General features: G+C 37.4%; 39 protein-coding genes and 2 tRNA genes. 31 read left to right on the top strand and 10 right to left on the bottom strand.

Features of this window, described 5'->3' with window-relative positions; translation table 11 throughout:
- Positions 1–51 precede the first annotated feature (51 nt).
- Together QW284_07200 and QW284_07195 are read left to right on the top strand one after the other, a co-directional pair.
- On the top strand, positions 52–276 hold the full coding sequence (locus tag QW284_07200) for a hypothetical protein (GenBank protein MEM0339457.1): 225 nt from the start codon (positions 52–54) through the stop codon (positions 274–276).
- A 9-nt stretch (positions 277–285) separates the two neighbouring features.
- Positions 286–645, top strand: a complete 360-nt coding sequence (locus QW284_07195; protein MEM0339456.1) for a hypothetical protein — start codon at positions 286–288, stop codon at positions 643–645.
- Between the two features lie 123 nt (positions 646–768).
- Here the strand turns inward: QW284_07195 and QW284_07190 are convergent, their stop codons facing one another.
- Entirely contained in the window at positions 769–1,074 is a 306-nt protein-coding gene (locus QW284_07190) for a hypothetical protein (protein ID MEM0339455.1), read from the bottom strand.
- Between the two features lie 248 nt (positions 1,075–1,322).
- On the opposite strand from QW284_07190, the gene QW284_07185 reads away from it, so the two are divergent.
- The gene (locus QW284_07185) at positions 1,323–2,657 is read left to right on the top strand and encodes a hypothetical protein (protein ID MEM0339454.1); all 1,335 of its coding nucleotides are present in this window, start codon (positions 1,323–1,325) and stop codon (positions 2,655–2,657) included.
- 9 nt (positions 2,658–2,666) lie between these two features.
- On the opposite strand, the gene QW284_07180 is transcribed toward QW284_07185, so the two are convergent.
- Both QW284_07180 and QW284_07175 read right to left on the bottom strand, forming a co-directional pair.
- Positions 2,667–3,518: a spermidine synthase gene (locus QW284_07180; GenBank protein MEM0339453.1), complete on the bottom strand. Its 852-nt coding sequence runs from the start codon at positions 3,516–3,518 to the stop codon at positions 2,667–2,669.
- A 188-nt stretch (positions 3,519–3,706) separates the two neighbouring features.
- Positions 3,707–4,381 (bottom strand): metal-dependent transcriptional regulator, encoded by a 675-nt coding sequence (locus QW284_07175; GenBank protein ID MEM0339452.1) that lies wholly within the window; start codon positions 4,379–4,381, stop codon positions 3,707–3,709.
- A 181-nt stretch (positions 4,382–4,562) separates the two neighbouring features.
- Here QW284_07175 and QW284_07170 point away from each other — a divergent pair, with 181 nt between their 5' ends.
- The 9 genes from QW284_07170 to QW284_07130 all read left to right on the top strand — a co-directional run bounded on the left by QW284_07170 (position 4,563) and on the right by QW284_07130 (position 11,390).
- On the top strand, positions 4,563–4,922 hold the full coding sequence (locus QW284_07170; protein ID MEM0339451.1) for a hypothetical protein: 360 nt from the start codon (positions 4,563–4,565) through the stop codon (positions 4,920–4,922).
- Between the two features lie 91 nt (positions 4,923–5,013).
- Complete coding sequence (pyrF, locus tag QW284_07165) at positions 5,014–5,688, top strand: orotidine-5'-phosphate decarboxylase (protein ID MEM0339450.1); 675 nt, start codon at positions 5,014–5,016, stop codon at positions 5,686–5,688.
- On the top strand, positions 5,676–6,281 hold the full coding sequence (pyrE, locus tag QW284_07160) for an orotate phosphoribosyltransferase (protein ID MEM0339449.1): 606 nt from the start codon (positions 5,676–5,678) through the stop codon (positions 6,279–6,281). Before pyrF ends, pyrE begins: the two co-directional genes overlap by 13 nt.
- Before the next feature lie 56 nt (positions 6,282–6,337).
- Positions 6,338–7,270: an aspartate carbamoyltransferase gene (gene pyrB / locus QW284_07155; GenBank protein ID MEM0339448.1), complete on the top strand. Its 933-nt coding sequence runs from the start codon at positions 6,338–6,340 to the stop codon at positions 7,268–7,270.
- The gene (gene pyrI, locus QW284_07150; GenBank protein MEM0339447.1) at positions 7,267–7,749 is read left to right on the top strand and encodes an aspartate carbamoyltransferase regulatory subunit; all 483 of its coding nucleotides are present in this window, start codon (positions 7,267–7,269) and stop codon (positions 7,747–7,749) included. The genes pyrB and pyrI overlap by 4 nt, the downstream gene beginning before the upstream one ends.
- Positions 7,733–8,524 carry a dihydroorotate dehydrogenase gene (locus QW284_07145; protein ID MEM0339446.1) on the top strand — a complete coding sequence of 264 codons (792 nt, stop codon included), beginning with the start codon at positions 7,733–7,735 and terminating at the stop codon, positions 8,522–8,524. Before pyrI ends, QW284_07145 begins: the two co-directional genes overlap by 17 nt.
- Positions 8,511–9,827, top strand: a complete 1,317-nt coding sequence (gene pyrC / locus QW284_07140; protein MEM0339445.1) for a dihydroorotase — start codon at positions 8,511–8,513, stop codon at positions 9,825–9,827. Before QW284_07145 ends, pyrC begins: the two co-directional genes overlap by 14 nt.
- Positions 9,784–10,710: a dihydroorotate dehydrogenase PyrD gene (gene pyrD / locus QW284_07135; GenBank protein ID MEM0339444.1), complete on the top strand. Its 927-nt coding sequence runs from the start codon at positions 9,784–9,786 to the stop codon at positions 10,708–10,710. The genes pyrC and pyrD overlap by 44 nt, the downstream gene beginning before the upstream one ends.
- A gap of 8 nt (positions 10,711–10,718) precedes the next feature.
- Positions 10,719–11,390, top strand: coding sequence for a hypothetical protein (locus QW284_07130; protein ID MEM0339443.1), 672 nt, complete (start codon positions 10,719–10,721; stop codon positions 11,388–11,390).
- A 70-nt stretch (positions 11,391–11,460) separates the two neighbouring features.
- Here QW284_07130 and QW284_07125 read toward each other — a convergent pair.
- A tRNA-Glu gene (locus tag QW284_07125) sits at positions 11,461–11,563 on the bottom strand.
- Positions 11,564–11,640: 77 nt separating this feature from the next.
- Between QW284_07125 and QW284_07120 the strand changes: the two genes are divergently transcribed.
- The 15 genes from QW284_07120 to QW284_07050 are packed head-to-tail and all read left to right on the top strand — an operon-like array spanning position 11,641 to position 19,007.
- Positions 11,641–11,982, top strand: coding sequence for a ribonuclease P protein component 4 (locus tag QW284_07120; GenBank protein ID MEM0339442.1), 342 nt, complete (start codon positions 11,641–11,643; stop codon positions 11,980–11,982).
- A complete protein-coding gene (locus QW284_07115; protein ID MEM0339441.1) occupies positions 11,969–12,262 on the top strand; it encodes a YhbY family RNA-binding protein in 294 nt (97 codons plus the stop codon). The genes QW284_07120 and QW284_07115 overlap by 14 nt, the downstream gene beginning before the upstream one ends.
- Before the next feature lie 22 nt (positions 12,263–12,284).
- Positions 12,285–12,770, top strand: a complete 486-nt coding sequence (locus QW284_07110) for a 30S ribosomal protein S19e (GenBank protein MEM0339440.1) — start codon at positions 12,285–12,287, stop codon at positions 12,768–12,770.
- A 50-nt stretch (positions 12,771–12,820) separates the two neighbouring features.
- Positions 12,821–13,177 carry a DNA-binding protein gene (locus QW284_07105; GenBank protein ID MEM0339439.1) on the top strand — a complete coding sequence of 119 codons (357 nt, stop codon included), beginning with the start codon at positions 12,821–12,823 and terminating at the stop codon, positions 13,175–13,177.
- 19 nt (positions 13,178–13,196) lie between these two features.
- Positions 13,197–13,355: a 50S ribosomal protein L39e gene (locus QW284_07100; protein MEM0339438.1), complete on the top strand. Its 159-nt coding sequence runs from the start codon at positions 13,197–13,199 to the stop codon at positions 13,353–13,355.
- A gap of 1 nt (position 13,356) precedes the next feature.
- Positions 13,357–13,629: a 50S ribosomal protein L31e gene (locus QW284_07095; GenBank protein MEM0339437.1), complete on the top strand. Its 273-nt coding sequence runs from the start codon at positions 13,357–13,359 to the stop codon at positions 13,627–13,629.
- Between the two features lie 4 nt (positions 13,630–13,633).
- Positions 13,634–14,323 (top strand): translation initiation factor IF-6, encoded by a 690-nt coding sequence (locus QW284_07090; GenBank protein MEM0339436.1) that lies wholly within the window; start codon positions 13,634–13,636, stop codon positions 14,321–14,323.
- Positions 14,311–14,571 (top strand): 50S ribosomal protein L18Ae, encoded by a 261-nt coding sequence (gene rpl18a, locus QW284_07085; GenBank protein MEM0339435.1) that lies wholly within the window; start codon positions 14,311–14,313, stop codon positions 14,569–14,571. Before QW284_07090 ends, rpl18a begins: the two co-directional genes overlap by 13 nt.
- Positions 14,571–15,032 carry a prefoldin subunit alpha gene (gene pfdA, locus QW284_07080; GenBank protein ID MEM0339434.1) on the top strand — a complete coding sequence of 154 codons (462 nt, stop codon included), beginning with the start codon at positions 14,571–14,573 and terminating at the stop codon, positions 15,030–15,032. Before rpl18a ends, pfdA begins: the two co-directional genes overlap by 1 nt.
- 18 nt (positions 15,033–15,050) lie before the next feature.
- Entirely contained in the window at positions 15,051–15,971 is a 921-nt protein-coding gene (gene ftsY, locus QW284_07075) for a signal recognition particle-docking protein FtsY (protein ID MEM0339433.1), read from the top strand.
- Positions 15,972–16,006: 35 nt separating this feature from the next.
- Entirely contained in the window at positions 16,007–16,204 is a 198-nt protein-coding gene (locus QW284_07070) for a protein translocase SEC61 complex subunit gamma (GenBank protein ID MEM0339432.1), read from the top strand.
- Between the two features lie 10 nt (positions 16,205–16,214).
- On the top strand, positions 16,215–16,724 hold the full coding sequence (locus tag QW284_07065) for a transcription elongation factor Spt5 (GenBank protein ID MEM0339431.1): 510 nt from the start codon (positions 16,215–16,217) through the stop codon (positions 16,722–16,724).
- A 7-nt stretch (positions 16,725–16,731) separates the two neighbouring features.
- Complete coding sequence (locus tag QW284_07060) at positions 16,732–17,241, top strand: 50S ribosomal protein L11 (GenBank protein ID MEM0339430.1); 510 nt, start codon at positions 16,732–16,734, stop codon at positions 17,239–17,241.
- Positions 17,242–17,247: 6 nt separating this feature from the next.
- On the top strand, positions 17,248–17,904 hold the full coding sequence (locus QW284_07055) for a 50S ribosomal protein L1 (GenBank protein ID MEM0339429.1): 657 nt from the start codon (positions 17,248–17,250) through the stop codon (positions 17,902–17,904).
- Between the two features lie 14 nt (positions 17,905–17,918).
- Positions 17,919–19,007 carry a 50S ribosomal protein L10 gene (locus tag QW284_07050; protein ID MEM0339428.1) on the top strand — a complete coding sequence of 363 codons (1,089 nt, stop codon included), beginning with the start codon at positions 17,919–17,921 and terminating at the stop codon, positions 19,005–19,007.
- A 206-nt stretch (positions 19,008–19,213) separates the two neighbouring features.
- Here QW284_07050 and hxlB read toward each other — a convergent pair whose 3' ends face one another.
- The gene (hxlB, locus tag QW284_07045) at positions 19,214–19,771 is read right to left on the bottom strand and encodes a 6-phospho-3-hexuloisomerase (protein ID MEM0339427.1); all 558 of its coding nucleotides are present in this window, start codon (positions 19,769–19,771) and stop codon (positions 19,214–19,216) included.
- A gap of 208 nt (positions 19,772–19,979) precedes the next feature.
- Between hxlB and QW284_07040 the strand changes: the two genes are divergently transcribed.
- Positions 19,980–20,056: transfer RNA gene (locus QW284_07040), tRNA-Thr, on the top strand.
- A gap of 435 nt (positions 20,057–20,491) precedes the next feature.
- On the opposite strand, the gene dcd is transcribed toward QW284_07040, so the two are convergent.
- The 5 genes from dcd to QW284_07015 form a co-directional block, all read right to left on the bottom strand.
- Positions 20,492–21,022 (bottom strand): dCTP deaminase, encoded by a 531-nt coding sequence (dcd, locus tag QW284_07035; protein ID MEM0339426.1) that lies wholly within the window; start codon positions 21,020–21,022, stop codon positions 20,492–20,494.
- 98 nt (positions 21,023–21,120) lie between these two features.
- Positions 21,121–21,774: a TIGR00296 family protein gene (locus QW284_07030; GenBank protein MEM0339425.1), complete on the bottom strand. Its 654-nt coding sequence runs from the start codon at positions 21,772–21,774 to the stop codon at positions 21,121–21,123.
- Positions 21,761–22,327: a Mut7-C RNAse domain-containing protein gene (locus QW284_07025; GenBank protein MEM0339424.1), complete on the bottom strand. Its 567-nt coding sequence runs from the start codon at positions 22,325–22,327 to the stop codon at positions 21,761–21,763. Before QW284_07025 ends, QW284_07030 begins: the two co-directional genes overlap by 14 nt.
- 51 nt (positions 22,328–22,378) lie before the next feature.
- Entirely contained in the window at positions 22,379–23,062 is a 684-nt protein-coding gene (rnhB, locus tag QW284_07020; protein ID MEM0339423.1) for a ribonuclease HII, read from the bottom strand.
- Between the two features lie 271 nt (positions 23,063–23,333).
- Complete coding sequence (locus QW284_07015) at positions 23,334–24,398, bottom strand: DUF354 domain-containing protein (GenBank protein ID MEM0339422.1); 1,065 nt, start codon at positions 24,396–24,398, stop codon at positions 23,334–23,336.
- A 104-nt stretch (positions 24,399–24,502) separates the two neighbouring features.
- Here QW284_07015 and QW284_07010 point away from each other — a divergent pair, with 104 nt between their 5' ends.
- From QW284_07010 to QW284_07000, 3 genes are all read left to right on the top strand, one after another.
- On the top strand, positions 24,503–25,891 hold the full coding sequence (locus tag QW284_07010) for a phosphoglucosamine mutase (GenBank protein MEM0339421.1): 1,389 nt from the start codon (positions 24,503–24,505) through the stop codon (positions 25,889–25,891).
- Complete coding sequence (locus QW284_07005) at positions 25,888–26,301, top strand: Trm112 family protein (protein ID MEM0339420.1); 414 nt, start codon at positions 25,888–25,890, stop codon at positions 26,299–26,301. Before QW284_07010 ends, QW284_07005 begins: the two co-directional genes overlap by 4 nt.
- Positions 26,302–26,362: 61 nt before the next feature.
- Positions 26,363–26,779, top strand: coding sequence for a DUF2153 family protein (locus tag QW284_07000; protein ID MEM0339419.1), 417 nt, complete (start codon positions 26,363–26,365; stop codon positions 26,777–26,779).
- Positions 26,780–26,853 lie beyond the last annotated feature (74 nt).

Raw genomic sequence — 26,853 nt, 5'->3', positions numbered from 1 at the left:
ATCTGTGCAATGATTCAAATTTGTAAAGTTAAGGTGTTAAGGTGCTAAACAATGTTAAGGCCTAGGGGATGTAACGCGTCAGGGCATAAAGGCTGGTATGAAGTCAAATGTTCGATATGCGCTAAGAAACTTTATTTAGGAGACGACATTGTTTATCAGTGTCCCAAATGTGGATCCAAGTACAATTTGTATTACTGCCAAGCAGATGCTAAGAGGCTTAATATGAAATGCCCATTTTGTGGCTCAGATCTTGTGCTGGTAGTATATCCTACTTAGAGGGTTGATATGGGGGTAAGAGACTATTACATCGATGATCATAGAAAAGTTGTTTTTATAAACGAAGGCGAATCAACAATTATAATATCTGATTTGTATCCATGTCAAATAAAGGATATAGGTGATTTTAAAGACATCTATAAGGTGATAGAAGTAGATAACATGAAAATAATTACTAGGCATATTGATGTACCTAAACCGTTTATCGATGGAATGCTGGAAATAGCATGTATAGGCTCGACGGATAAATGTTTTTCAACAAGCATAATATTAAAGATTTCTCATAGCATTAACAATGTTTCGAGAATCGAAGAAATGATAAGAGATGTTATATCCTCGTATGAAAGATGCTTGCAAAACCACAAATAATTTGTATTTGTATCCTGTTTTTACAAACCATCTTGTTACAGGTTTAACCAATTTGGCTCAAGGAGAATTCCATTTTTATGTTATGATAGGATTTGATGCAACAAAGAAATGCAAGTATAAAACCTACTTGCGAATTACCTCAAGAAGCCTCTTTAGCTCTTCCTGGACCATTACTTCAATATCTTTGGAATGAACCCTTATAAGATGAAGATACATTCCTCTCTTTGTAAATGGTCCTTTGTCGCAGAGATTGCATCTCATCCCACTACCCTTTTTTACAAGCATTGAAGCCATTTTTTCAACAGATTTTTCAAAGATTGGAGCAATAGATGGTGCTACTAAGTCATCTAACTCATATTTTTGCGTAAGTGAAGCAGCCTTACGAGCTACATACTCCACTATTTTCTTTAATGCTATTTCCTGCCTCATTAGAGTTACACCCTTCAATAATATCTATCAAGAATTTACCTATTTTAAGGTGTGAGTCCTAACACCTACACCATTTCCTATCCTATCAAATGCTAGAGACCGGATGAGAATAAGGAACCTCAATAATAGAGCTATATGAAGTGCCATACCAATTTTATCTTACACAACTGTAAAAGAATAGCGAATTTCAGCTGTTAAGAAGGTTTATCATAAAAACATATAAAATTAATATTGGCATGTATTGCTACATGGTAACAAACTTGCACCGCTATAAAGCCTGTAGCAAAAAGATGGGATTTGCTGCAACAATACTACTAATATTAATTGCAGTGCAAACTCCTTACGAATTGAAAGGGCAAAACAATGTGTTGTTTGTTGACGAGCATAACATGCTATGGGCATATACGAATACATCAATTCCACAATCGCCCTTCAAAGATTTTTCAATAGCGTTCTCTTATAGCGGTATGAGAGCAACATTTACTATAGAAACAAGTTCAGCTAGCCAGAATGTTATATCCGTAGCTAATCTCACAATAAATATTATTGGTGGTGAGCGAATACACTATCTATATACATCGTTCGTAGAAAACAATACTGTGAAAAAGCTTGTAGAGAATGCTGAAGGAAACATTGCAATAGAGAAGGGTATAATATTAGTACAGTGGCATAAGCATGAGGTAGTAATGTTAGGCAAATTCAATGAGACGCATGTTTGGATTCCATTCAAGCAGCCCTTAGTAGAGCTACTGAATAATGTGTCAATTAATCCTGGCAAGGTCATAGCTGATGCTAGTGGGGTCTATGTAGCAGAAGCTACACAGGACAATCTTAGATCTATTTACTATCTTTTCGATGTTTATGTAAATAAGAGTAAGTACCTAAGACTCTATATAGGCCCTTCACAAAACTGTGCCATACTTGATTCTCTTCCAATGAGAACAGACATAAACATAGGCCTAAAGATGCGTGGATATGTTAATACATATATTATGTCGGTGGATGGCTCTATGCCTAGTGACATAGTAAACGGATACAAAGCAACTTTATGTGTACTACCTCTGCTGATCAAGCTCCAAGACATGATTCAATATATAGAGGCTAATATAACGCAAACAAACATTCACAGTTTTGCATCATTTAATCTATTTCTAACATCGGTTATACCAGTCTTCTTAAGAAACATTACAAATAGTTTAATAAATAGTTACGCCAATGCAGTTTCAGTGCCTTATCTAAGGGGGCAAAGCAATGTAATTGTTGTCTCACTTTATAATTACTCATCTTCAAAGATGGCATTAGCAATATATAACATGAACTCAACCAATGATATGAATTACAAGGAGATCTTATGCAACCTATCGAATTATACTATAGCCTCCTTTGTTAATCAAAATATTTGTGGTGAGATAAGTAATGCAGTTGTGATTGTGAGACACTCAAATATAACAACACCACCAGCTGTGCAAGGAATCTCTATGGATACATTTTTAGCATTATTTATGCTGATTATAGCAATAGTGGCTGTAGAAACTGGGATAGTGATATATATGACTCTGAAAATTATGAAACATAAAAAATGAAAGCAAAGCTCAGTATATACCCATTAGAAGCAATGCGGCAACTCTTTTTCCATTAATGAACCTCGTACTAACCTTCCTAGACCTTAGCACATCATCGACATATTCGGAATTCAGTAACATGCTTGTATCGATTTTCTTGGATCCTATAATAAAATTACATGAATAGCCAAAAGACGGAATCCAGACCTGGTATTCAGCAACATATCTGAATACTGATTTGATATTATTAGCTACATATTCATAGACCTGAGTATAGAAGAACCTTGAACCTGCTTGAGTAACCATAACACCATTTTCTGCCAGTATACTGTTCGTTTTGACAAAGAATTGCTCTGTATACAGATCTTTTGCAATTTCGCTTGAATAGGGGTCAGTCAGATCAAGTATAACCACATCATATTGCACACCTTTTTCATATTCTTTCTCGACAAATCTTTTTCCATCGTCGATTACTACCCTAGCCCTTCTGTCAAAGAAAGATCCTTGATGCATCTCTGGCAAATGTTCTTTAGCTAGCTCAACAACATCCTTATCTATATCAACCATAATAGCCTCTTCAACAGTACTATGTTTCAAGACCTCCCTAAGAGTGGCACCCTCGCCTCCACCGATTATTAAAACCCTTCTAGGGTCTGGATGTAGAACCATGGCTGGATGAACAAGTGATTCGTGATATATAAACTCGTCAGATGTTGTACTCTGGATATAGCCATCTAAGACAAGAGCCTTTCCAAAATCCCCAACCTCAGCCACGATAATTTCTTGGAAAGGAGACTTTTTAATTGAAATGAGGGCGCGGGTCTTCACCACCATCAAACTATTTTCGCCGATGCCTTGAACGATTACAGTTCCTAGTATCATTTTTCTCACATCGATATGCTTATCTATATCAGATGTTAAATTTAAATATAGGCTTTAAATACTTTGTATGTGTAGATTTGGAAGCTGTATGATGATCATACTAAACGCTGACTAATTTTACTGACTGGTGATGTGGGGCCAAAGCGCTGATGAACAAATGTGATGTGTTTAACATAAAAATCTATAATTCAATGGATTTCTAATCCTCTTACCATGTTAGCTTGATGGTATGCCATTTCCAGCAGACTGTTGTTGGGGCCTTTTATAATAATTTTTATTGGTTTTTTCTCTATAATAGTTATTATGCTACCCCTAACTATGTGTGCACTAGCTAACTTCATTATTATATCATCTTGAAAAGAGCACATAATTCTTGTTATCTTTACTTTTGCACCCTCATTAAACAGCGTCAAAGGTTTGTCGTCTTCAATTTCATGAAGTTCATTCTCATTATATTCGGGAAGTCCTGGGATCAGGTTTCCATGTGGACAAGTACTAGGTTTTTTCATAAATATCCATAGTTTATCAAAGAACTCGGAAGGCATGTGTTCTAGCATGTGGGCATATTCATGGGCCTTGATAAGGTCAAACCCAAGATAGTAGTAAAGAAAGTACTCTGCTAGTCTATGTTTCTTAACTATATTTATAGCGATTTTCCTTCCTTTCTCACTTAGCTTAACACCTTCGTATGGGAGCCATACCACGTAACCGTTCGACTCCAGTTTCTTTAGTGTTTTAGAGACTGTTGCAGCAGTAACCTTGAGTTCTTTTGCGATATCACCTGTTTTAGCGTATCCTAGTACCTCCTCTAATCTGTAAATAGCTTTTAAATAGTCTTCTAAAGCCCTCAAATCTCTATTCAAAACTTTATTCCCTTAGAAATATATCTAGCTATGGAAATTATTATAGATTTCTTTAATGAAATGATTGATTGGATCTAATTGATATATTAACTTAAGGTATGTGTTATTAAGGTTCTGCAAAACCCTTACAATTTATAGAGCAGCAGACTAGAAATTAATATTAATTGAGCAGGGTAAAGAAATGTTAGAAAGGCTGTCAAAAGTTATCAAGGAGGCAAACATAGGTGCAACAAAAATTAGAGTAGCATTCAGTAAATCGATGAGTGGAATATCTAGACCCAAACTGCTTAGAGGTAGAAGAAACTTAGAGGAAGACATCTCTGATATTGCTACAGTGCTAATTAATATGATGTTAATGGGCAAGGAGAAAGCAAGCAAATGCAGATACTACGATACTGAGACAGGTTTATGCATGTTTCATAGGCCAAATGTTATAGTGCCAACCCTAGAATACGTGAATAAGAATGGCGTTCTATACATTAATGCATCTAAACATCCAGAGATATGTGCAACATGCCCTTATTGGACTCCCAAGCAATAGGTTACCCAAACCCAAGTATATAGACGACTTTTCTTTCATGAACGTTAAAAATCCACACAAACAATTTACACAATTCATATTGTGAAATACTGTGTTAGTAGTAGCTTTAGATCCTCCACATAATGTTAATGTTGTAGAGTGGATTGAAAGAAGGTATAATGAGCTTAAGGATCTTGTTCAAGGCTTTAAGCTAGGACTTCCAGCAATTATAAGGGTTGGAGTAGAGGGTCTTGGCAAAATCTTCAAAGATTATAGTGGTCTTCTAATCGCTGATTTGAAACTTGCTGATATAGGAGACATAATGGCTATTACAGCAAGTATTTTAAAAGAACATGGATTTAATGCTGTAATAGCCCATGCTTTTGTCGGATACAGACAGGCGGTTGATGAGCTTAGTAATGTTTGTAGAAAGGAGGGTTTGAGACTCATACTAGTTGTTTCAATGTCTCATAAGGGTTCTGAAGAGTTTCTAGATAAGCATTTAGAAGATTTCATCGAGGTTGCTAGAGCTGCTGGTAGCTGGGGTCTTGTGGCACCAGCTACGAGACCCTTGATCATAAAGAAAGTTAGGGAGATTATTGGTAAGGAAATGAGAATCTTATCTCCTGGTGTTGGGGTGCAAGGTGCTGAGCCAGGTATGGCGATATGCTATGGCGCTGACTATGAAATCGTTGGAAGAGCTATAACATATGCTGATAATGTAAGGCAAAACGCTTTAAAGATTTTAGAGAGTCAGAGACAAAGGGTTGCAAAATGTCATGGATAGCAGTAGACCTATACAAGTGTGGAATGATCAAGATAGGTAGTTTTAAACTCACTTCAGGCTTAGAAAGCCCTTACTACATAGATTTGCGTCTTTTATATAGTTTTCCAGAGCTTAGAAACAGAGTAATAAACGAAATTATATCGAGGTTTAGCATATTAAAGCAATGCGATGTTGTCCTAGGTATTGCGACAAGCGGGTTAGTGCTAGCATCGATTATGGCAGATAGGTTGAATAAACCTCTTGCCTATGTTAGAATTGAGAAGAAGGAACACGGAACAAGATCGTTGGTAGAGGGAATAGTTGGCAACAAGGGTGTTGTAATAGTTGATGATGTTGCTACAACAGGTGGCTCTATAGAGCATGCAGTAGTGGCGGTCAAGGACACGGGGGGAAGAGTTCTTGCCGCCATCACAGTGATTGATAGAGAGCAAGGAGCAAGACAAAGACTAAGGAGATATGGAATTGAATTATATAGTCTTATCACAGCTCGCGAAATTTTTGATACGCTCTATAACAATGGGTATATAGATTTTGACACATATCATAAAATAATTAGATATATTCAAGCTACAAGCACAGGTAACATACTATAGAATGCAAGCCAAAGAGCTTATATTTTTGCACAACTAAATGACTCTCCTGGGTCTTTGTGAAAACCTCTTTTTACCAACGTGATGTCATATCGATATTAGACTTTGACAGGGAAAGCATTGAAACACTATTTGAGTATACAGATAAAATGATAAAATATGCTGACTCAAAGCTTAATCTATTAAACGGGAAGATAGTTTCATTAGCATTTTTCGAACCATCGACAAGAACTAGGCTAAGTTTCGAGGTTGCGGCTAAAAGGCTTGGAGCAGACGTTATAGCAATTGTTGGGGAGGAAGCTTTAAGTATAAGCAAGGGTGAGACACTTGCTGATACAATTAGAATGCTAGATTCATATTCAAATGTCATAATAATTAGGCATAGATATGAAGGGGTAGCAAAGTATGCATCAGAAATAGCTGAGCATCCTGTTATAAATGCTGGTGATGGTAAACAGCATCATCCAACACAGGCAATGATTGATTTGTATACCATTAAAAAGCTTTTCAATGGTATAGACGGTCTTGTTTATGGGGTATTAGGGGATCTGAGGTATGGTAGAGCTACAACATCATTCATATATGGTCTATCCCTGTTTAAACCAAGGAAGATATATATGATATCGCCTGAAAGTTTAAGAGCAAGAGAGGAGGTGTTGCATGTATTGAAGGAGAGAGGTATTGTCTTTGAAGAGAAGCGAAACTTGGAAGAGGTTATAGAGGAGCTAGATGTACTATATGTTATAAGGATTCAGAAAGAAAGGTTTCCAGACCCGCTGGAATACGAGAAGGTTAAGGGATCATATAAAGTTACACTTGATGTTATTAGAAGAGCTAAGAAAGATTTAAAGATTTTACATCCACTTCCGAAGGTAGACGAGGTTGATGAAAGAATTGATCACACACCCTATGCAGCATACTTTATTCAGGCAAGGTATGGGGTGCCGGTAAGAATGGCTCTTCTTACTCTCATTTTTGGTGTTGAGCTATGATTGAAGAGCCTACCCTCACGGTTTCTAAGATCAGAAATGGTACGGTGATAGATCATATACCTGCTGGAAAAGCTATGGATATACTAAATGTGCTTGGGATTGATGGTAAAGAAGGTTTGAGAATGGCGGTACTGATGAATGTTGAGAGTAAGAAGCTTGGAAGAAAAGATATAATAAAGATAGAGGGTAGAAGGCTTTCACCAGATGATTTAAATGTAATAGCTTTGCTAGCTCCAAATGCAACTATAAACATTATTGAGGATTTCGCTGTAATAGAGAAGTACAAAGTCTCATTACCGAATGTAATCACAGATGTTCTTAGATGTCCTAATCCAACATGTATAACCAACAAAAAGGGAGAGCCTGTTAGGACAAGGTTTAGACTGCTTTCCAAAGAGCCTCTCAGGCTACAATGTGAATATTGTGGAGCAGTCATTAGTGAGGGTGAGGTGGCTAAGCTGGTTGCTAGAAAGCGCTAAGTTAAGATATCTAATTAAACCTGCTAGAGTTGTTGAGAATGAATCTATATCTAGTAGTATGTACCTACTTAGAATTGAGTTGATTAACCATTCTGTAGAGATTGAGCCATTTAACTTTTTCAATATATGGATACCCAGGGTAGATGAGATTCCACTTAGCATAGCATATGTCAGCAATAAATCTCTATTTTTCATATACAGGATAAGGGGTGTGGGTACAAAAGCATTATCACAGTTAAAACCCGGTGAATTTGTGGGGATTAAGGGACCACTTGGAAAAGGCTTCAAACCTTCGAATAATAGAAGATGGCTTGTAGTAGCAGGTGGTGTAGGCATCGCACCTGTGCCATTTTTACTAAGCTTTGCAGCAAAAACAAATACAAAGATTGATGTGATTTGGGGTGTTAAAAAAAGTGATGAATTTTTTGATTTGTCAGATATTTTTGGTCTAGAAAAGGGTGGCTGGAGACTGATTAAAGTTTCAGAAGATTGTCAAGAAGGTTTATGCGGAACTGCATTGTCGGTTCTAAACAGTGTTAGTATTAATGATTATGATGTTGTATTGGCTATAGGTTCTCAGCAAATGTTGCTATCATTTTGCAGAATGTTTGAAGATAGAGATAATGTCTATGTATCGCTAGAGAATATGGTTAAATGCGGCATTGGAGTTTGTGGTTCGTGCTACGTGAAGGGGTCTCACAAATTGTTATGTGTTGATGGACCTGTTTTTAAATGCTCTGAAGTGGTTGAACACCTTGAGAGTGCTGTTTCTTAAAGCTCTACTTGATGAGGTTAGAGAGGTTACAGTATTTGTTGATGAAGATGGTTTTGTAACGCAGATAAAGAATGGTGTGTACAAGGAACTTTGTCAAGAATATGAATGCGAGGATCTAACAATGCATGGTATAGCTCTTCCAGGTTTCATAGATATTCATACGCATTTAAGAGGATTGATGTTGGCATACAAAGAAGATGAGGAAAGTGGGACAAAGGCTGCAGCTAGAGGAGGGTATACAGCAGTAGTAGACATGCCTAACACCGTACCCCGAATAGATAACTTAGATGCTTTCGAATCCAAAATAGCAAAGCTAAGCAGAAATGCCTATACGGACTTTGGTATAGCTATTGCACCTCCACAAAATAGGAGTTTTGACGAGTTCAAATCTCTTGTATTAAAACAAGAGGTTGTAGCAATTGGCGAAATATTCCCAGAAGAACTAAGCATGCTACCTCAAATTCTTAGCATCTTGGATCAGCTTGGAGTTAAAAAGCTTGTAATGGTGCATCCAGAGCATGAAAAATTTATTAATGAATGCGAAAAAGGTTCTAGGTGGTTATGCAGACCCTTAGAAGCAGAGATAAAATCGTTGATAGAGATACGCAAAACTGTATCTAGATCGTACCAGCATATACCACTCCATGTTACACATGCAACAAATCCTATTACTATAGCATATGCGAAGAATCATGGATTTACAGTTGATACAACACCACATTACATTTACTTGTCAAGCGAGGATGAATACAGAAAAGGTTGTTTAGCTAAGGTGAATCCACCACTAAGGCACATCTCTACAAGTATTTCAATGCTTCAATATCTACACCATGTAGACGCTATCACAACGGATCATGCACCACACTCAATCGACGAAAAAGCTAGGGATTTTTCCAGCTGCCCACCTGGCATAGCATCCATCGAGATAGCTCCAGCACTTATGTTAAATCTTGTTTCAAAAAATGTGATCAACTTAAACATGCTTACAAAGCTTCTGTCTTTAGGTCCATCAAGAATTCTTGGTTTAGAAAAATGGGGTTGTATTGATGTTGGATGCGTGGCTAGCTATACTATAGTTAACCTATGGAAAAATTGGGTTATAGATTCATCGAATTTCTATTCTAAAGCATCTTATAGCCCTTATGATGGTCTCGAAATTAGAGGGTCTGTTGAGGCAACGGTAGCCCGTGGTGTTGTTGTGCATTTAAGCGGAGAAATAGTTTCTAAGCCTATCGGTAAACCCATTGGGTGTCTACATCATGAATCAAGAGCCTTTGCTAAGGGTATCAATTGCTGGGATTAAGCTTTTGCATCCAATAATGAATGCAAGTGGGTTTCTGGGCTATTCAAGGGAGCATATACGTAGATTGACTAGCTATGGTTTTTCAGCTGTTGTCACAAAAACTATAACTCCATATCCCAAAAAGGGTTATGAGCCTCCAATAATAATTGCATTGCCTAATGGCGGACTTTTAAATGCTGTAGGACTTGAAAACCCTGGTAAAGAATGTATAAAGGAGATGGTTGAAGAGGCTAAAAAACTAGGGATACCAATAATAGTTAGTGTAGGAGGGTCAACAGAGGAAGAATTTGTTGAGGTTGCTGAAGAGGCTGAGCTTAGGGGGGCCACAGCTATAGAGTTAAACCTTAGTTGTCCTCATGCAAAAGGTTATGGAATTGAGATTGGGATAGATCCGCAGAAAGTATTTAGTGTTGTAAAAAATGTGGTGTCGGTTACAAAAATACCTGTCATAGCAAAGCTGGGATTATCAGACAAGGTTTTAGAGTCCGCTGGTAAAGCTCTAGAGGCTGGGGCTACTGGACTAACTTTAATTAACACGATTAAGGCTATGGCCATAGATATATACTCCTTGAAACCAATTTTAACAAATATATTCGGAGGATTGTCAGGACCTCCTATACATCCAATAGCTGTACGCATTGTTTATGAAGTTTATAAAGAATACAAAGCTGATATCATTGGCTGTGGTGGTGTATCAAAATGGGAGGATATAGCAGAGTTTGTGGTAGCTGGTGCAAAAGCTGTTGAAGTAGGTACAGCAATTATCTTTAGTCCAGCTTCACATAAATTTGTAGAGGAGATGCTGATTGGTCTAAGAAACTGGCTTAAAATGCTTGGTTTTAAGAGCATTGAAGAGACTATTGGTGTGGCACATAAGGTTTGAGTGGGACTATGCTCAAAGGGGATGTTATCATCAGAACCAATTGCTCAGATAGAGAGCGGTGGATTAAATTAATAAAGAAGGGGGAAATGAATGCAATAGATCTTTGCCTAGAAGAGTACTCTAAGAATGAGGTAAAGGAGATCAGTAAGATCTTAGAGGAGCATAACAGAATTATGATAGTATATGCAACACCTGTTCTGAATGTATTCTTTTTGCTTGTCGGGCGGCTCCTAACTATATTTAAGCAATTGCAAAAAATTAATGTTGAAATTGCATTAAGTAATAGATTGTTGTCGCAGATAAAACATTTCATACAACTCAAAGATAATGGATCAGTTGCTATAGAGAACCAATTGCGAAAAATATTGACGACCCTATACTGGGACATAAATATAGAGTTACATGTACGAGAGAACAGAGATTGTGTCATAGTGGTTGTTGGTTCAGGTATAACTTACAATAATAAGCTAAGTGAAATAGGGTATAGGATAGAACTCAACACCATAAAAGATATTGTATCAGCAAGCATAAGTTCGATAATCGAAGTCTTGAACTCTGAGGATTTCACTTTGAGAGGCTTTAAGACATTTATTGATATAGGAAAGGTTGAAGGCATTTACACATTGTATATCAGTAAGCTTATAGAGAAAAGAGTTATAGATGTAAAAGAAGTTTTCTAGCATGCTAAGATCCATATTTATGTAATGAACTATAAGATATTGTTATGAAGAAGTTAAAAGTATTCTGTTTTGGTGCCGCGGCCGGGATTTGAACCCGGGTCTCCCGCGCCTTTCTATGAGGGCGTCACGGGCTCGAGAGGCCCGCATACTTGTCCGGGCTATACTACCGCGGCACTATTATCAGAAATCAATTTGTAGTTACCTTAAAAGCTTATTTTAGCATTATATCATTATTAAGGCGATTTGTTGTATGATAAGACATAATAGGAGTATTATCAGGGACATTGCAGTAGAGCGAATGGAAATTTTGTTTAAACTTGGTGTTGAGGCTGTTGAGAATGGGCATATAGACCTAGCCAAGCGGTATGGCGAACTTATAAGGAGGATCTCAATGAGGAATAGGGTCAAAATTCCCAAAGAGATTAGAAGGTGGATTTGTAAGCAGTGTCATACTATAATGGTTCCAGGGTTTAATGCTAGGGTGAGAACCCGTAGAGATGGAAAGGTTTTAAGAATAGTAACAAAGTGTTTCTCCTGTGGTTGGGTACACAGATACCAGTTTGTGGTGAGAAGAGGTAGTGGCAGAAGCTAATAGATCTTTCAAAAATTTGAAAAAGATTAAAATAGCTCAGCATAGAGCTGATGTGAATATCGGGAAAAATGGTTTACATGAAGGTGTAATAAGCGAAATTAAAAGGCATTTAAAAGATCATGGAGCTGTTAAAATAAGGATTCTTAAAAGTGCGCGTAGCAATATTACTGATGAAGATATTAGAAGGCTTGCAAATCTTCTCAATGCTTTCATTGTGGATGAAAGAGGATATACATATGTGCTTATAAGCAGAAAGCGTGAAAAGAAAGCAAGAAGATGACTTGGCGTTGGTTTGATGGTTTATGGTAACAGTTAGAGATGTACCAGCAGATATGATGATAAGAAAGCTTGCAGAGTATTTGAAAAGTAATGTTTCAGCAGTCAAACCACCTTCATGGGTGTTATTTTCAAAGACAGGTTCCCACAGAGAGAGAGTTCCAGATGACCCAGATTGGTGGTATATGAGGGCAGCAGCAATACTCAGGAAACTCTATTTAGCCGGGGAGCCTTTAGGTATAGGTACGCTTAGGACTATTTTCGGAGGGTTAAAGAGGAGGGGGTCAGCACCTCCTCATTTCAGGAAGTGTGGGGGATCAAATATAAGAAAGATTCTTCAGCAACTAGAAAAAGCCGGCTTAGTTAAAAAAACGGATAAGGGTAGAGTAATATCAGATGAAGGGAAGAGGCTATTGGATATGCTAGCTTTAGAGATATTCAAAGATTTATTAAAAGCTAACCCTGAGCTCTCTAAATACGCTCCTAAATCATTGATTGCAACAACAAGTTAATTACCCACTAAAAAATATACATTTCAGACTATTGTATATGGTGATCTTAAGTGGCAGATGAAACAGTTATGTATAGTGATGATGAAGTAGAGGCATTACTTGAAAGAAGATATAGAGAGATGCTAGCTAGAAGACAAGAAGCGGAGCGAAAAAGGAGAGAATTGGAGGAGGAGGCAAGGAGACAGGAGATATTAAGAGCAATTTTAACCCCAGAGGCAAGGGAAAGACTCTCAAATATTAAGCTTGTGAGACCAGAGATTGCCAAAGCAGTTGAAGATAGGTTAATAGCCTTAGCAGTACAAGGTAGAATAACCCAGCCTATTACTGATGAAGAGCTTAAGAATATATTAGCGGAGATCTATGAGAGGACAAGGAGAGATTTTAGAATTAGTATACGTGAGAAATAAATGATGTTGTGTGTCTTAAATGGCTAGGAATAAACCAATAGCAAAAAAACTCAGACTTATAAATAGGGAGAAATCAAATCAACCTATACCCGTGTGGGTAACAGTAAAAACTATTAGGAAGGTTATGAGAGGCTATAGATTGAGGAATTGGCGCAGATTTAAACTAGGTGATGTGTGACATGCCTAAAGATAAAAGTGAAGGCATAATCTTAGTGCCTTTAAGACATGTTTATAGAGCTGGAAGTAGAAGGGATAGGGGAAAAAGGGCAATAGGATATATAAGAAAATTCTTGGAGAGACATTTAGGTGGTAGGGTTATTCTGGATCCTACAGTTAGTATGTATATCTACAGCAGAAAAATCGAGAAGCCGCCGAGGAAAATACTGGTGAGGTTCCTGAAAATAGATAGTGGTATATTCAAGGCTATGCTTGCTGTTGAGGTGAAGAGGTAGAAGGATGATCATTATTGAAAGAGCGAACTACAAAGGCAATCCAAATATAGGTGTATATGTTTTTGCAACAGATAAGTATGCTTTAATTCCCTTTGATGCAGACGAAAAATTCTCAACCCTCGTCTCAAGAATTCTCCAAGTTCCAGTTGTAAAAGCATCGATCGCTGATACTGGTTTGCTGGGAATATTCGTGGTAGGCAACAATAAGGGGTTACTTCTTCCACAATTGGTGAAGGATTGGGAGCTTAGATTGATAAAAAGTAGTATTGATTTGAATGTAGGGGTTGTTAAATCGAGGTATACAGCACTTGGAAATATATGCCTAGTTAATGACAGAGCAGCTCTTATTCATCCAGAAGCCTATGCAGATCTCAAAAGAGTTATTTTTGATGTGTTAGATGTTGAAACGGTTGAAAAAGGGATCATAGCTGGTTTTTCAACTGTTGGTTCAATAGCTTTTGTTAATAATATTGCAGGACTTGTTCATCCTGAGGCTAGCGACAAAGAGGTTGAGTATCTTTCAAATATTTTCCAGGTTCCATTTGATATAGGAACAGTCAATTTTGGAGTTGGATTTATAAAGTCTGGTCTTATTGGTAATACAAAAGGAATTATAGTTGGGGATAGAACTACAGGTCCTGAACTTTTGAGAATAGGTAAGGTGTTTAGGGTGATAACCTCATGGCAGATGTGAAGATATATAGAGTAGATGGAGTGATGCTAATATCAGTTGACAGACTACCAAGATGGCAAAGGTTTTCGATGGAAGTAAGGGCGCTGAACGAGAAGCACGCCCTGGAACATGTCTATTCCGTGCTTGGGAGCAGACACAAGGTTAAGAGAGCAAATATAAAGGTGCTTAAGATAGAGGAGGTGCCGCTCGAAAAAGTTGAGAGTAAGTATATAAGGGATTTGGCCACATTAACTAGGATGGTGATTTAATGAGTATTAATAGAACTGAAGCAGAAGAGGCTGTGCAACAACTGCTTCTCCAACTCGAGGAGCTTAGAGAGGCTATTAGAGTTGTGCAAACAAGGTCTCTCGCTATATCATCTGAATTACAGGAAATTAGGATAGCGTATGAGACGCTTAACAACATTCAAAAGCTTTCAGAGCAAAATGTCTTTACTTCGCTCGATAGAAATGGTTACGTATTTGTAAAAGCAAGGCTATCTTCAATTGATGAGGCAATCGTTAGGGTTGGTAGAGAATACTATGTGTCGTTACCAATAGACAAGGCAAAAGGAGTTCTTATGGAATATGAAAAAGAGCTTGCTGATGAACTAAGGGAGACAGAGTCCGAGCTAAAAAAACTAACAGAGTTATATAACCAAGTCCAAAGAAAGATACAAGAGTACATAGCTATGCTGCAAACTGGACAGAGAGGTGGAGGTGCGAAATAGAGCTAAACAAGGTATTTTGTGTTGTTTGGAAAAATAAAAAAGATTTTTCAAGATTTTACACAGCAGATAGCAAACACAATTTTGTATAAGACATTAGACGAGAAAGAAGTTGACGAGTATTGTAACAAGCTTTTTATGCAACTTGTAGAATCTGATGTTGCTTACGAAGTTGCTGAAAAGATTGTTAATGGCATTAAGCAACAACTGTTAGGGAAAAAGATTAGGAGAAGTGAGGACATAAAAAGCTACATAGATAAGGTTGTGGAAGAATCGTTGGAGAATATGCTTAAAAGTATAGGATCCTTCAATTTAATAAGCTTTGTAAAAACCACGTTATCCAAGGAAAAACCTGTTAAGATAATGTTTATGGGCATTAACGGTGTTGGAAAAACAACCACAATAGCTAAGGTTGCAAACACTTTGAAGGGTAATGGTTTAAGGGTTTTAATGATAGCTGCCGATACATTTAGGGCTGGGGCACAAGAACAACTCCAAAAACATGCAGAAAGGGTAGGCGTGGCATTTATTGGTGGTAGATATGGAGTTGACCCAGCAGCAATAGCGTTTGATGGCATTGTCTATGCGCAAAAGAATGGCTTTGATGTTGCTTTAATTGATACAGCTGGCAGAATGCATATAGATGTTGATCTGATGAACGAGCTTAGAAAGGTTGCAAAAGTTGTTAAGCCACATCTGAAGCTTCTTGTTTTAGATGCTTTGACAGGTAATGATGCATTAGAGCAGTTAAGAGGGTTTGAAGAAGCTGTTGGTGTAGATGCAGTTATTTTAACAAAAGTTGATGCGGATGCTAATGGAGGAGCGGCCCTAACTGTATTAATTGGTGTTGGAAAACCGATTGCGTATCTAGGTGTTGGCCAGAGGTACACCGACCTAATTGATTATGATCCTAGTGTTGTGCTTAAAATGCTTTTTAAGTAGATTTTTAGTGATAGCAATCGTGAGAGGGTAGAAAAGTGTCGAAAACACTGGAAGAAGCGTTCAAGAATATGGGAAAAGTGCTGGAACTAGCAGAGAAACCTGATGCGGATGAATTCAAACAAATCTTAAAACTGACTCTTCTAGGCTTCACACTTGTAGGTATCATATCATTTGCTGTAGCTACTGGACTCTACTACTTGATGGCAGCACTTGGCATAGCATCGATATCTTAAGGGATGGAAGATGGTGGAAGAGGCACAAAATAAAAATGAACAAAAACAAGTTGATAGTGAAGTGGCAACCTCAAAGCAAAACAACTTTTTTGCTGTTAGAACTACGGCTGGTCAAGAACTCAATGTTCTTCTGATGCTTGAGGTAAGAGCTAGAACAGCTAGTTTGCCTATATATTCAATTGTTTCGTTACCCAATCTAAAAGGTTATGTGGTTATGGAAACATCAGGTCTTCATGTTGTTTACGAAGCCATAAGAGGGTTGAAACATGTTAAGGGCAAGGCTTCTGGAACCCTCAAGTGGGAGGATCTAGAATCATTGCTAAAGCCTAAGTCCCTTATTGATATGCTAAAAGAAGGTGAGGAAGTAGAAATAATAGCAGGACCTTTTAGAGGAATGAGGGCAAGGGTTGTTGGCGTGGATAAAGTTAAAAACGAGGTCTCATTAAGTGTTTTAGAAGCGAGTTATCCATTAACAATAACAGTTCCTATAGACTATATTCGATTAGCCAAGAAGGAGTGATCGAACCATGGCTCGAATAAAAGTAGTGAAAGTACAGATAGAAGGAGGCAAAGCATCAAACGCACCTCCCTTAGGACCCGCTTTAGCTGATGCAGGACTTAATGTAAATGAAGTAGTTGAGAAGATAAATAATATGACCGAAGTCTATAAAGGACATACAGTTACAATTAAAATTGTTGTTGATTTAGACACCAAGAAATATGATCTATTCCTTGAGTTACCTACAACAACAAGTTTATTGCTAAACATGGCCAAGGTTTCAGAACCTTCTGGAGATCCTGCTCATAAAAAAATTGGCAACATAACTCTAGAGGATATCATTAAAGTTGCTCTACTTAAAAAACAAGAACTAACAGCAAAAAGCCTAAAAGCAGCTGTCAAAACAATTCTTGGATCAGCCAGAACCATAGGTCTGACAGTTGATGGAAAAGACCCTAAGGAGCTGATTGCAGGGTTAGAAAGAGGGTTATACGATGAAATTTTGAAAAAATATGAAGAGGAATGGCTTAAGAGGTGAAAAACTGTGAGTTCTTCCATAGGTGAGTTAAGAGAGCCTTTGAAAAAAGCAATTCAACTCGCTTTACAGGTAAAGAGACCCTGGAAATACGTACAATCAGTTGAATTAATATTAACATTTAAAGGTGTTGACGTGAAAAAACAACAAGAATTCAGATTTAGAGACACGGTGTTTCTACCCAAGGGAATTGGCAAAGATATTAAGGTTTGTGTTGTCACAGATGATACTATGGTTCAGAAGGTAACAGATGCTGGAGCATTTATGGCCATGGGTAAAAGTGATTTATCGAAAATTGATAAAAAAGGGGCCAAAAAGATTGCAAGTAAATGTGATTGGATCTTAGTCAAATCCGACTTAATGGGTGTGGCCGGCAGAGTTCTAGGGCCAGCGCTTGGACCTAGGGGCAAGGCGCCTATACCATACTCTCCAACAGCTGACATAACACAGCTAATCAATCGATACAAGAACGCTGTTAGACTCCATTCTAAGGAACAACCATGGGTAGGGTGCAAGATAGGTGTTGAGAAGATGTCACTAGATGACTTAGTTGAGAACGCTCTACATGTTTTGAATTATATAGAGGAAAAGATTAAAAGACCTCTATTACAAGTTGCAAAAATATATGTTAAAGCAACTAGCAGTCCACCAATAGAAGTTTTCTAGGGTGCTGACATAACATGAAAGCAAAATTTGCAAGAGAATTGAACAAGATAGTGAAGGCTTATTCCAAACAAGGAGTAGGAGAACAACACATCAGAAGAGCTCTTGAAGAAAAGAGGAAGGTTGTTGAAGAGGCAAAGAAGCTTTTACTGTCTTATAGAAGCCTTATTGTAATAAATGCAACTAACATTCCATCGAGGTACATAATGTTCCTCAGAAAGAGGTTGGAGGGCCTTGGCGTGGTTAAACTTTATAAAAATAACTTACTTTACATAGCGATGAAAGAACTCGGTATGGCGAATGCAGATGAGATGGCGAAATACTTGCAGAATCAAAACATTGTTGTATTTATAAATGTGAATCCATTTGAGGCTAGGTTACTGTTAGACAAGATTGCATTGCCTTGGAAGGCTAAGCCTGGTGATAGAATTGAGCATGAAATTGTTGTTCCATCAATCAACACAGGTGTTAAGCCTGGTCCTATGATGAGTCTCTTTAGCAAGCTTAAAATACCTATTCAAGTGAGGGATGGTGTAATTTGGATAGCTAAAGAAGCTGTCATAGCTAGACCAGGTGATGTTGTTACACCAGAGCTTTCATCGTTACTTGATAGACTTGGTATCGAGCCAAAGTTTATAAAGCCTAATATAAAAGTTGCTTATGAAAGAGGTATTCTAATACCTGGAGAAAAGCTTGTTTTGGATATTGATGCCGTAAGAAAGGAGTTTATTGATGCAATCTCAAATGCTATCAACATAGCCTCAGAGGTTGTGGTTCCAGACCCAATTGTGGTAAAGGCCTCAATTTTCAAAGCATATTCAAGGGCATTGAAACTTGCCATAGAAACTGGTATAGTAACAAAAGATACGGCAGCTATGGTACTGACAACAGCAGTTGCAAGAGCCTATGCTGTGGCATATGCTTTAGCATCTAGATCTTCTGAGCTTGCTCAACAACTACAGCTAGCTATTACAGCCATTTCACAAGCTAGCCAAAAAGCTGTTGATCAGCAGGCTCCTAAGGCTGAGGAGAAGAAAGAGGAGGAGAAGAAGGAGGGTGTTTCAGAAGAGCAGTTATCAGAAGGTTTATCAGCACTCTTTGGCTAATCAAAAGCACTATTTAAAGGTATTAACTTATTCGTTGCAATTTTCACTTTTTAAGAACTCTCTGATAAGCATGTATTGACAACGCTAGGAATTCGAGATTAAAACGAAGGTACATTTAAAAGCGTAATAATAGAGCTGAAATTAAAAGTTAACTAGAGCATCTTGGGCGGTTTACGTGGGACATGTCATTTAACCATAGAGCTAAACTAGACCTCTATATTTGCATGTCTCTTTCTAAGCTCTTCTTCATTTTTCCCAAGTCTATGCATAAGCTCAGCTATGATAGCGTCAAGAAATACCATGGCGCAGTCCTCAAAAAGTGTTCCAAGAGGGGCCAGTGGCTCGTGTAGCCCTAACACTTGCCTAGCAAAGTAGTCTTCCACTTCACTTATCTTTGTTCTTCCAGGAATCTCAACTACAACGTCAGCTATTTTCGCTAATGGAGAATCTATATAGGTTGTTATCGCAATAACAGTTGCATTAACCTTTTTGGCAGCTTCAGCGGCTGTCACAATAAGTGCGGTTCTCCCAGAGCCGGAAATAGCTACAACAACATCTCCTTTTTCAACAGGCGATACAATGGTGTCTCCCAGCACATAAACGTCGTAACCAAGATGCTTAAGTCTCATGGCGAAAGCTCTTCCGACAAGACCACTTCTACCAGCACCCATGACAAGTATTCTTTTTTTCTCTTTATAAGCCTCCTCCAAAACCTTGACAAAGGCCTCAACTTGGGTTTTTTTGAGAACTGATAGAGAGTTCATCACAAAATTGGCAATTTGTAAAAAGGCTCTGTAAAACATTGGCAAGGACTCAGCTAATTCAGGGTTGCTCAAATTTCTCACACCTACGTTGTCCTCAATCTCTAGTAAATAAAATAAGTTTTTATTAAAGACCAAATCTTTATAAAGTATCGGAAACCAGCAATAAAATTCAAAAGCGTGTCCCGCCTAGAATAGATATAGTGTTTGGGCCGCCGTAGCTCAGCTCGGTAGAGCGCCGGCCTTGTAAGCCGGTGGCCGCGGGTTCAAATCCCGCCGGCGGCTCCAAGGATTGAATTCTAATGTACTCTAATCTATAAGACAAATAATAAGTGGTGTATGGCTGTAAAACATTTTTGTATCAATTATCCATATTAATTGCAAAAGGTTTTGTTCGAATTTATTGATAGAGTATTACGTGATTTGAAATAGTCATTATAATTTCTTGTTTATTGCAAGTAGCAGAATATTATTTATTGTTTTTAAATAACTAGGCAATGTTTTTTAACGTTGTCAGAGTTACATGTAGAATTAGAGTTTGTATTCTTTCTAAGTAGGTCAGCAAAAGAAAAAGACAGAGTTATTTTTATCAGAATATCTGGTTGATCCAGCAATTGTATATAGAAGAGGGAAAACTCCACGTAAATAACTATATCCAATTTTATAGTCCTTGTAAGAAACAGAGCAAAGCAAAATATAGTAAAAATCTAAGTTTCTGTTCCTTCATTGGATTGGAAGTTTTGGCGGCCTAACACCTCTTTGTCCTTGGTATCTACCAGTATATGGTTTCTGAATAGGTGTGGAAACTTTTGAGAATACTATGTGGAGAAACCTAGTATTCTTTTTGATTTTTATTGGAAAAGTTGATGTATGAATCTCTATTGTTATTTGACCCTCAAATCCACCATCGATTATTGTTGGGGGTATCGATAAACCCATTCTTGCAAATGTTGATCTAAGTTCTACAAATGCCATAAGTTCTGGGGGGACCTTAATATACTCGACTGTTGTAGCTAGATATATTTTCCTTGGTTCAAAGATTATTTCATCTGTTTTAAAGCAGTTATAAAAGGTGTTTATATCAACATTGGCATCGTATGGATCTAAAACTTTGTTTACCTCATTTAAAATACATACTTCGTCTCCAATTCTCAGATCCAAGCCATTCTCTCTAACTATCTCATTTGAAAAAGGCTCTATTACAAGCCTTCCACTTCTTATGTAGTTAATTAAATCAAAATCCGATAGTATCACAAAATATACACCCTAGATGAGATTTTGTTACATCAATACCTAATACATTGTGTATAAATGCAAAATTTAAAAGTAGTATTGGATTTGGCTCTGAATCTTTATCGACATTTTGCAGCATACTCCATATTGAGATTGCGCTCTTTAACATCACCATATGGTCTTTCTTCGTAGAATACCCTGCTTTCGTAAACAAATAGCTTGGTCTTGGGATCGTACCAGCAGTCTGGCTCTAGCCCTGCCTTTAAGCATCCTTCTGCAAGAAATGTTTCTACGTCCCAACAGTAATCCACTGGAACTTGTGGTAGAAGTGTTCCGGAACTCCACCCCCTTGAAACTATTATCCCATGTGCACCAATTATGATTTCATTTAGCGGGTTCTTTACTGGTGCTGGAGGTGATAGGATCGAAACCTCTATTACAATATCGTTAAGCTCTTCTTCCCTTAGTGGAGGGAATCTTGGATCTTCAGTAGCGGCCGCAATTGCTGATTCTATTACTACCCTTGCTAATGATGAAATTGGTTGTAAAAATCCTATACAACCTCTAAGCTCTTTCTCATTTGAACCAACAATTCTTTCTATGGTTACAAAACTCATCCCACGTTTTAGAAACTTCTTATTTATATCTTTATCAGGCTCAAGTTTAATACCCTTCTTTATATACTCCTCTATTGCTTTTCTAGCTAATCTTACTAGATAAGTTCCATCCTCTAACGTTAATTCACTTGGTAAAATGATGTCACCTTGGCTCATTCTCAGCACCTATACCACTATCTTCTACACTAACTCTCTTCATATTAATAGCTATGTTTCCTAGCATACTAGCTTTTTTAATTTTAGAACTCTCTAGGATCTCATTTATTGTTTTCCAATGTGTTCCCCGCCAGTAGACTTTTTTACATGAAGGGCATATCCAAAATTCTTTATACTTCAATGCAATATTTTTAGAAACTCTGTGTGCAACATCGGCAATCGATGTTGTGTAGCGAAGAGGAGCGTTACAGTTTGGGCATCTCGTATCATTCTTATTAAACTCTAGCTGTATGTTAAACCTAGCAGAAAGTTCAGCTAAAACAGAACTTATATCAGGATCTTCAATAAAAAAGGCTCTTATATGTAATTTTTTTGCTCTGTTGTAGAGTCCTTGATCTCTAGTCAAAAGGATTCTATCTTCGTTTCTCGCTATTTTCAGAAGGGTCCAATCATCTATTTTCCTATGATATAGCGTATCATAGCCTAAAAGCCTTAGCCATCTAGCCACATGACCAAGCATTGAATCCACTATGAACCTTGGGTGGCTTGGCATTAGCTCTTCCTCTTTTTATGCAAAAACTATGTTGTATATTTTGATTATAAGCTATTTAGATGTTTCTCTATAGCATGTATAGTCGAATAGTGTTTTGGTCGTTCTATTTTCTTCGTGTAACAGCTTTTTTACTGTAGCCCAAGACCTTCTAACAATTGGGGGAATCTCTTTATGAAGTCTATAATAGTTTTTCAGCCATTCTATTGTTTTCCTATCACTTGGATAGCCACTACCAAAATTGCCATATATAGCCTTGAGGCTCTCTATATGCTTATCGCGCAGAACCTTTGCTACTATGCTTGCAGCTCCAACCACTACATATTTGGAATCTGCCTTAAATTCTGCAAAAATTTTTAAGTCATTATCTACTGACTTCACTTTCTCTGTGATTTTACCCGGATCTGTGAATGCGTCTATATAAACCTCGTCTATGTATATCAACTTCTGGGCTCTTCTAATTAAATCTAGAATAGCATTCATCTCTAAAACATTAATATTATATTCGTCTATCTGATTAGGCTGGATCCTGTTTACAATAACTAGAGATGAAAGAGAGAGTATTATAGGAAGCAACTGCTCTCTTTTTGTTTTAGATATTTTTTTGCTATCATTTACCCCAGCTACCTGTAGTGCTGGGAGGTATCTATTCTCCATAGCAACTAAGGCTATGAACATATCACCTATAAGTGGCCCTCTCCCAGCTTCATCAATACCAGCCAAAATCTTTGTATACATTATTACTACCTTGAAGTCTCTTCCATCTTTATAGCATCCTAAGGCCCTAAACTCGAGTTAGAGCTTAAATATTAAAATTAAATATCATTTTTAAATTAGGTCAAAATAAGGAATTTTGAGTTCATATTAGTGGAGAGATAATCATATGGATGATGAGCATTTTGAACCATCTTGAAAGGTATAAAGGTTTGATGCAACCCTAAGAAAGCACAAGAAGACAGAACATGAGAAAATGAAGTAACATCATAAAAACCTACATGATGTTTGAATCTTACTTTTCTATCTCTCTTAAGACGTTTTTGAGCGTTTGCGATGGTGTTTCAAGAAGAGTGATTCTCTCTTTTGCGAACATTTTATAGTGCTCTAATTGTTTAGCTGGCATATCTATTAAATGTCTAAATGTTTCATATGTTTTTTGCATATCCGATACATGGAATAGTGGAAAGCCCCATTCGGATACACATTCATTTACATAAAGTTTCATGGGGAATAAGCACATACCTGGTGTTCCAAGTAGTGCTGCCTCCCTTGCCATGGTTCCTCCACCAGTAATAACAATTTTTGCATAGTAACTAATCTTTGAAGCGTCTACATCTTCGGCATTGCTTGGGATAATGACATTCGAGTCTTTTTTATGTTTATACATCAAAGGATCATCTTTATATCTTGGTATGTAAAAAACCTTGTAACCTTTTGCTATGGATTCTGTAATAATCTTTTCAAGCAGTGCAATAATATTATGCCCCTGCATTGTGTAATATGAGGCCTTTGTCTCTGGTGGTCTAATCACAACATATTCGTATGGCTCTAAACCCCATTTACTTATGTAGTGAGAGTCTGGATTGAATTCTTTTAGCCACTCTACCTCATCTACGCCGTGGAATTGCCTAATGATAGTTTCTTCCCTGTATACATATTTTTCAATCTCTTCTTTAGGAATACACGAAGAAAATATGACAGCGGTTGAAAGAGGCAGGGAAAGTCTTGAGGGAGCTTTGCTGTGTGGACTATCAGTGAATGCAATGTACGGTTTTCCCAAGCCAAAGGCTATTCTGGATGCAACTGGATTGGGAAAGGCTATCAGAACATCAAAATCTTCTAAAATCTCAAGAAGAGACAACATTCTTTTTGCTTCTTCAATAACCTTTTCTTTTAAACCCTCAACATATTGTCCAACAGCTTTATATTCTATGCCAATGCTTCTTAAAACAGAGAATGTGTATTCATAATTCCTTGCAGTTAAAATAACCTTGTAACCATTTTCTCTTAGATTTAGATAAATATGGCCAAAAAGTTTTGCCTGTTTTGGCGTTAAAACGTCTATCCATATCCTCATCAATTTTTTCTACCGCATTATTGCATAAATAAACTTTTAAACAAATTTATAAAGTGATTGCTCTTCAGAATATGCAAGATCTATCATTGGCTGGGGTGAAGCTAATGCAGAAAACAATCGAAAGAAAATTGTTTGGGACTGATGGTGTTAGATGGATCGTGGATAGAGAAGATGTATCATTTCCCTTGAGACTAGCTATGGCTATAGCAAGTCACTTTCCTACAGGGTCTAGAGCATTGATAGGCAAGGATGCAAGGATTGGCAACAATCTAATTTACAATCTAGTCATAGCGGGGCTGGTCTCAGCTGGTACAAAGGTTTATGATGCAGGCTTCATACCTACGCCAGCTCTACAGTACTGTGTTAAAGAATGTGGTTTTGATTACGGCGTTGTTGTTACAGCAAGTCATAATCCCCCTGAGTGGGTAGGAATAAAAGTTGTTTTAAGCGATGGTATAGAAGCCCCGCCTGAGGTTGACGCTGAAATAGAATCGTTGTTATTTGAAGCAAAATTTAGGCACCTGTCTTGGTATGATTTAAAACCTGTTGAGAGATTCGATTCAGCAATAGATTATTATGTGAATGGTGTTAAGAAACACTTCGATGCTGAGAAATTTAGAGGAAAAGAGATGAGGGTTGTTGTGGACTGTGCTAATAGTGTTTCAGCTTTGACAACACCTAGAGTTTTAAAAGAACTTGGTTTAAAGGTTCTAACAATAAATGCTGACCTAGGCTTGCCCTATAGACCATATGAGCCAACAGCCGAAACTTTAGTGGATCTAATGCAGATTGTTAAAGCTGTTAATGCTGATTTTGGCGTAGCCCACGATGGAGATGGTGACAGAGCCATTTTTGTTGACGATCAAGGTAGATTTGTGGATGGTACAATTTCTGCAATAATATTGACTAACTATGTGTCCGAGAAGAACCCCAACCTGCCAAGAAGAGTTGTTACAGCCATATCTACAAGTCATATTCTATCAGACAAGTATCTGATTAAAAATGGTATAGAGGTTGTATGGACAAGGGTTGGTTTCTTAAACATAGCAAGAAAAATTGCTGAGCTGGGTGGAGCCATTTCTGGGTTTGAGGACAATGGTGGATTTGCTTATGTCCCTCATCAACTAGTTAGGGATGGAACAGCTTCAGCGGCTTTAATGGCTGATATGCTTATAGAGAAAAGCTCTAAGCTTTCATATATTGTGGATTCAATTCAAAAGCCAGTTATACTAAGAGCAAAGATTCCAATTACTAATAGGGAAGAGGGATTTGCTATTGTGGAAGCTCTAAAAACATATTATAGTTCATATGAAACAATTGATATAGATGGGATAAAGGTTGTTATGGATAGTGCAGCATTTCTTGTGAGACCAAGTGGTACTGAACCATTGCTGAGGATAACTGTGGAGTCGTGGGATGAAGCAGTATCGAAGAGGATATTATCTGAGTTGCTAGACAAAGTAGAGGAAATCAAGAAAAGGTTAGGAAGATGAAGCATAGACTCCTAAATTATCTAGCATGTCCTTACTGTAAAGACAAGGGTTTTCCCTTGAAATTATTTGTAATAGAAGCTGTGCGATACGAGCATAGAAGGATTCCACAGAATGCCCAAAAACCACTCTGCGATTTGTACTGTTCATTCAAAAATGCTTATATCAAGGATCTTAGTGAGAAGAATGAGGAAGCACCATGCGATGAATGCATAAAGATTGAGGTGAAGACAGGTGTTCTTTACTGTGAAAATTGTGGTAGATGGTATCCTATACTAGATGAAATTCCTAGGCTATTGCCAGATAATTATAGGAAGAAAGAAGAGGATGTCGCATTTCTTAACATATATAAAGATAAAATACCAGAGGAAATTAGATTGCATGGAAAACCATATAATTTATTAAGCAAATAACACAACTTAGGTTAATGTAAATACAGGAAAATGGCATGGTATTATTTGGGTGCAACATAAAATGTCTTCAATGTATGACAGCTTAACGCAATGGATTGAAATGCAGAAAAAGGTTAAGGAATGGTTCGGCAATGTTAATGAGAATGCCAAGAAAGGTGACAGACTCGAACTGATACTTTATACCAGAATGGCTTTTCAGCACATGATTAGGACGCTAAAAGCATTTGATAACTGGCTTCAAGACCCCTTTATAATCAGTAACATGCCTAAAGAAGAGCTTGAGTTTGTGTGGGCCACTGTTTACAATATACTGCAACAATTAATAGATTTAGACATTAAGCATACATCTGAGTTTAGAGATTACATATCTAAATTAGAGAAAGAGGGTAAGCTGAATCCTCTTTTGCTAGAGTTGTTTAGTGAAAGTGGCGGTAGAAGAAGAAGAGGAGAACGCGAAGGCATATCATTATCAATTTAATCAGAGGACACTAAGCAATTCACTTCAAAATATATCTAAATAAATTTTTGATTTGTTTTCATTTGTTTTCAGCA

Origin of the sequence: Ignisphaera sp. (assembly GCA_038735125.1) — an archaeon.
Classification (GTDB): Archaea; Thermoproteota; Thermoprotei_A; order Sulfolobales; family Ignisphaeraceae; genus Ignisphaera.
Note: the sequence above shows the minus strand (reverse complement) of the source record. Positions and strands in the feature narration are given on the sequence as shown.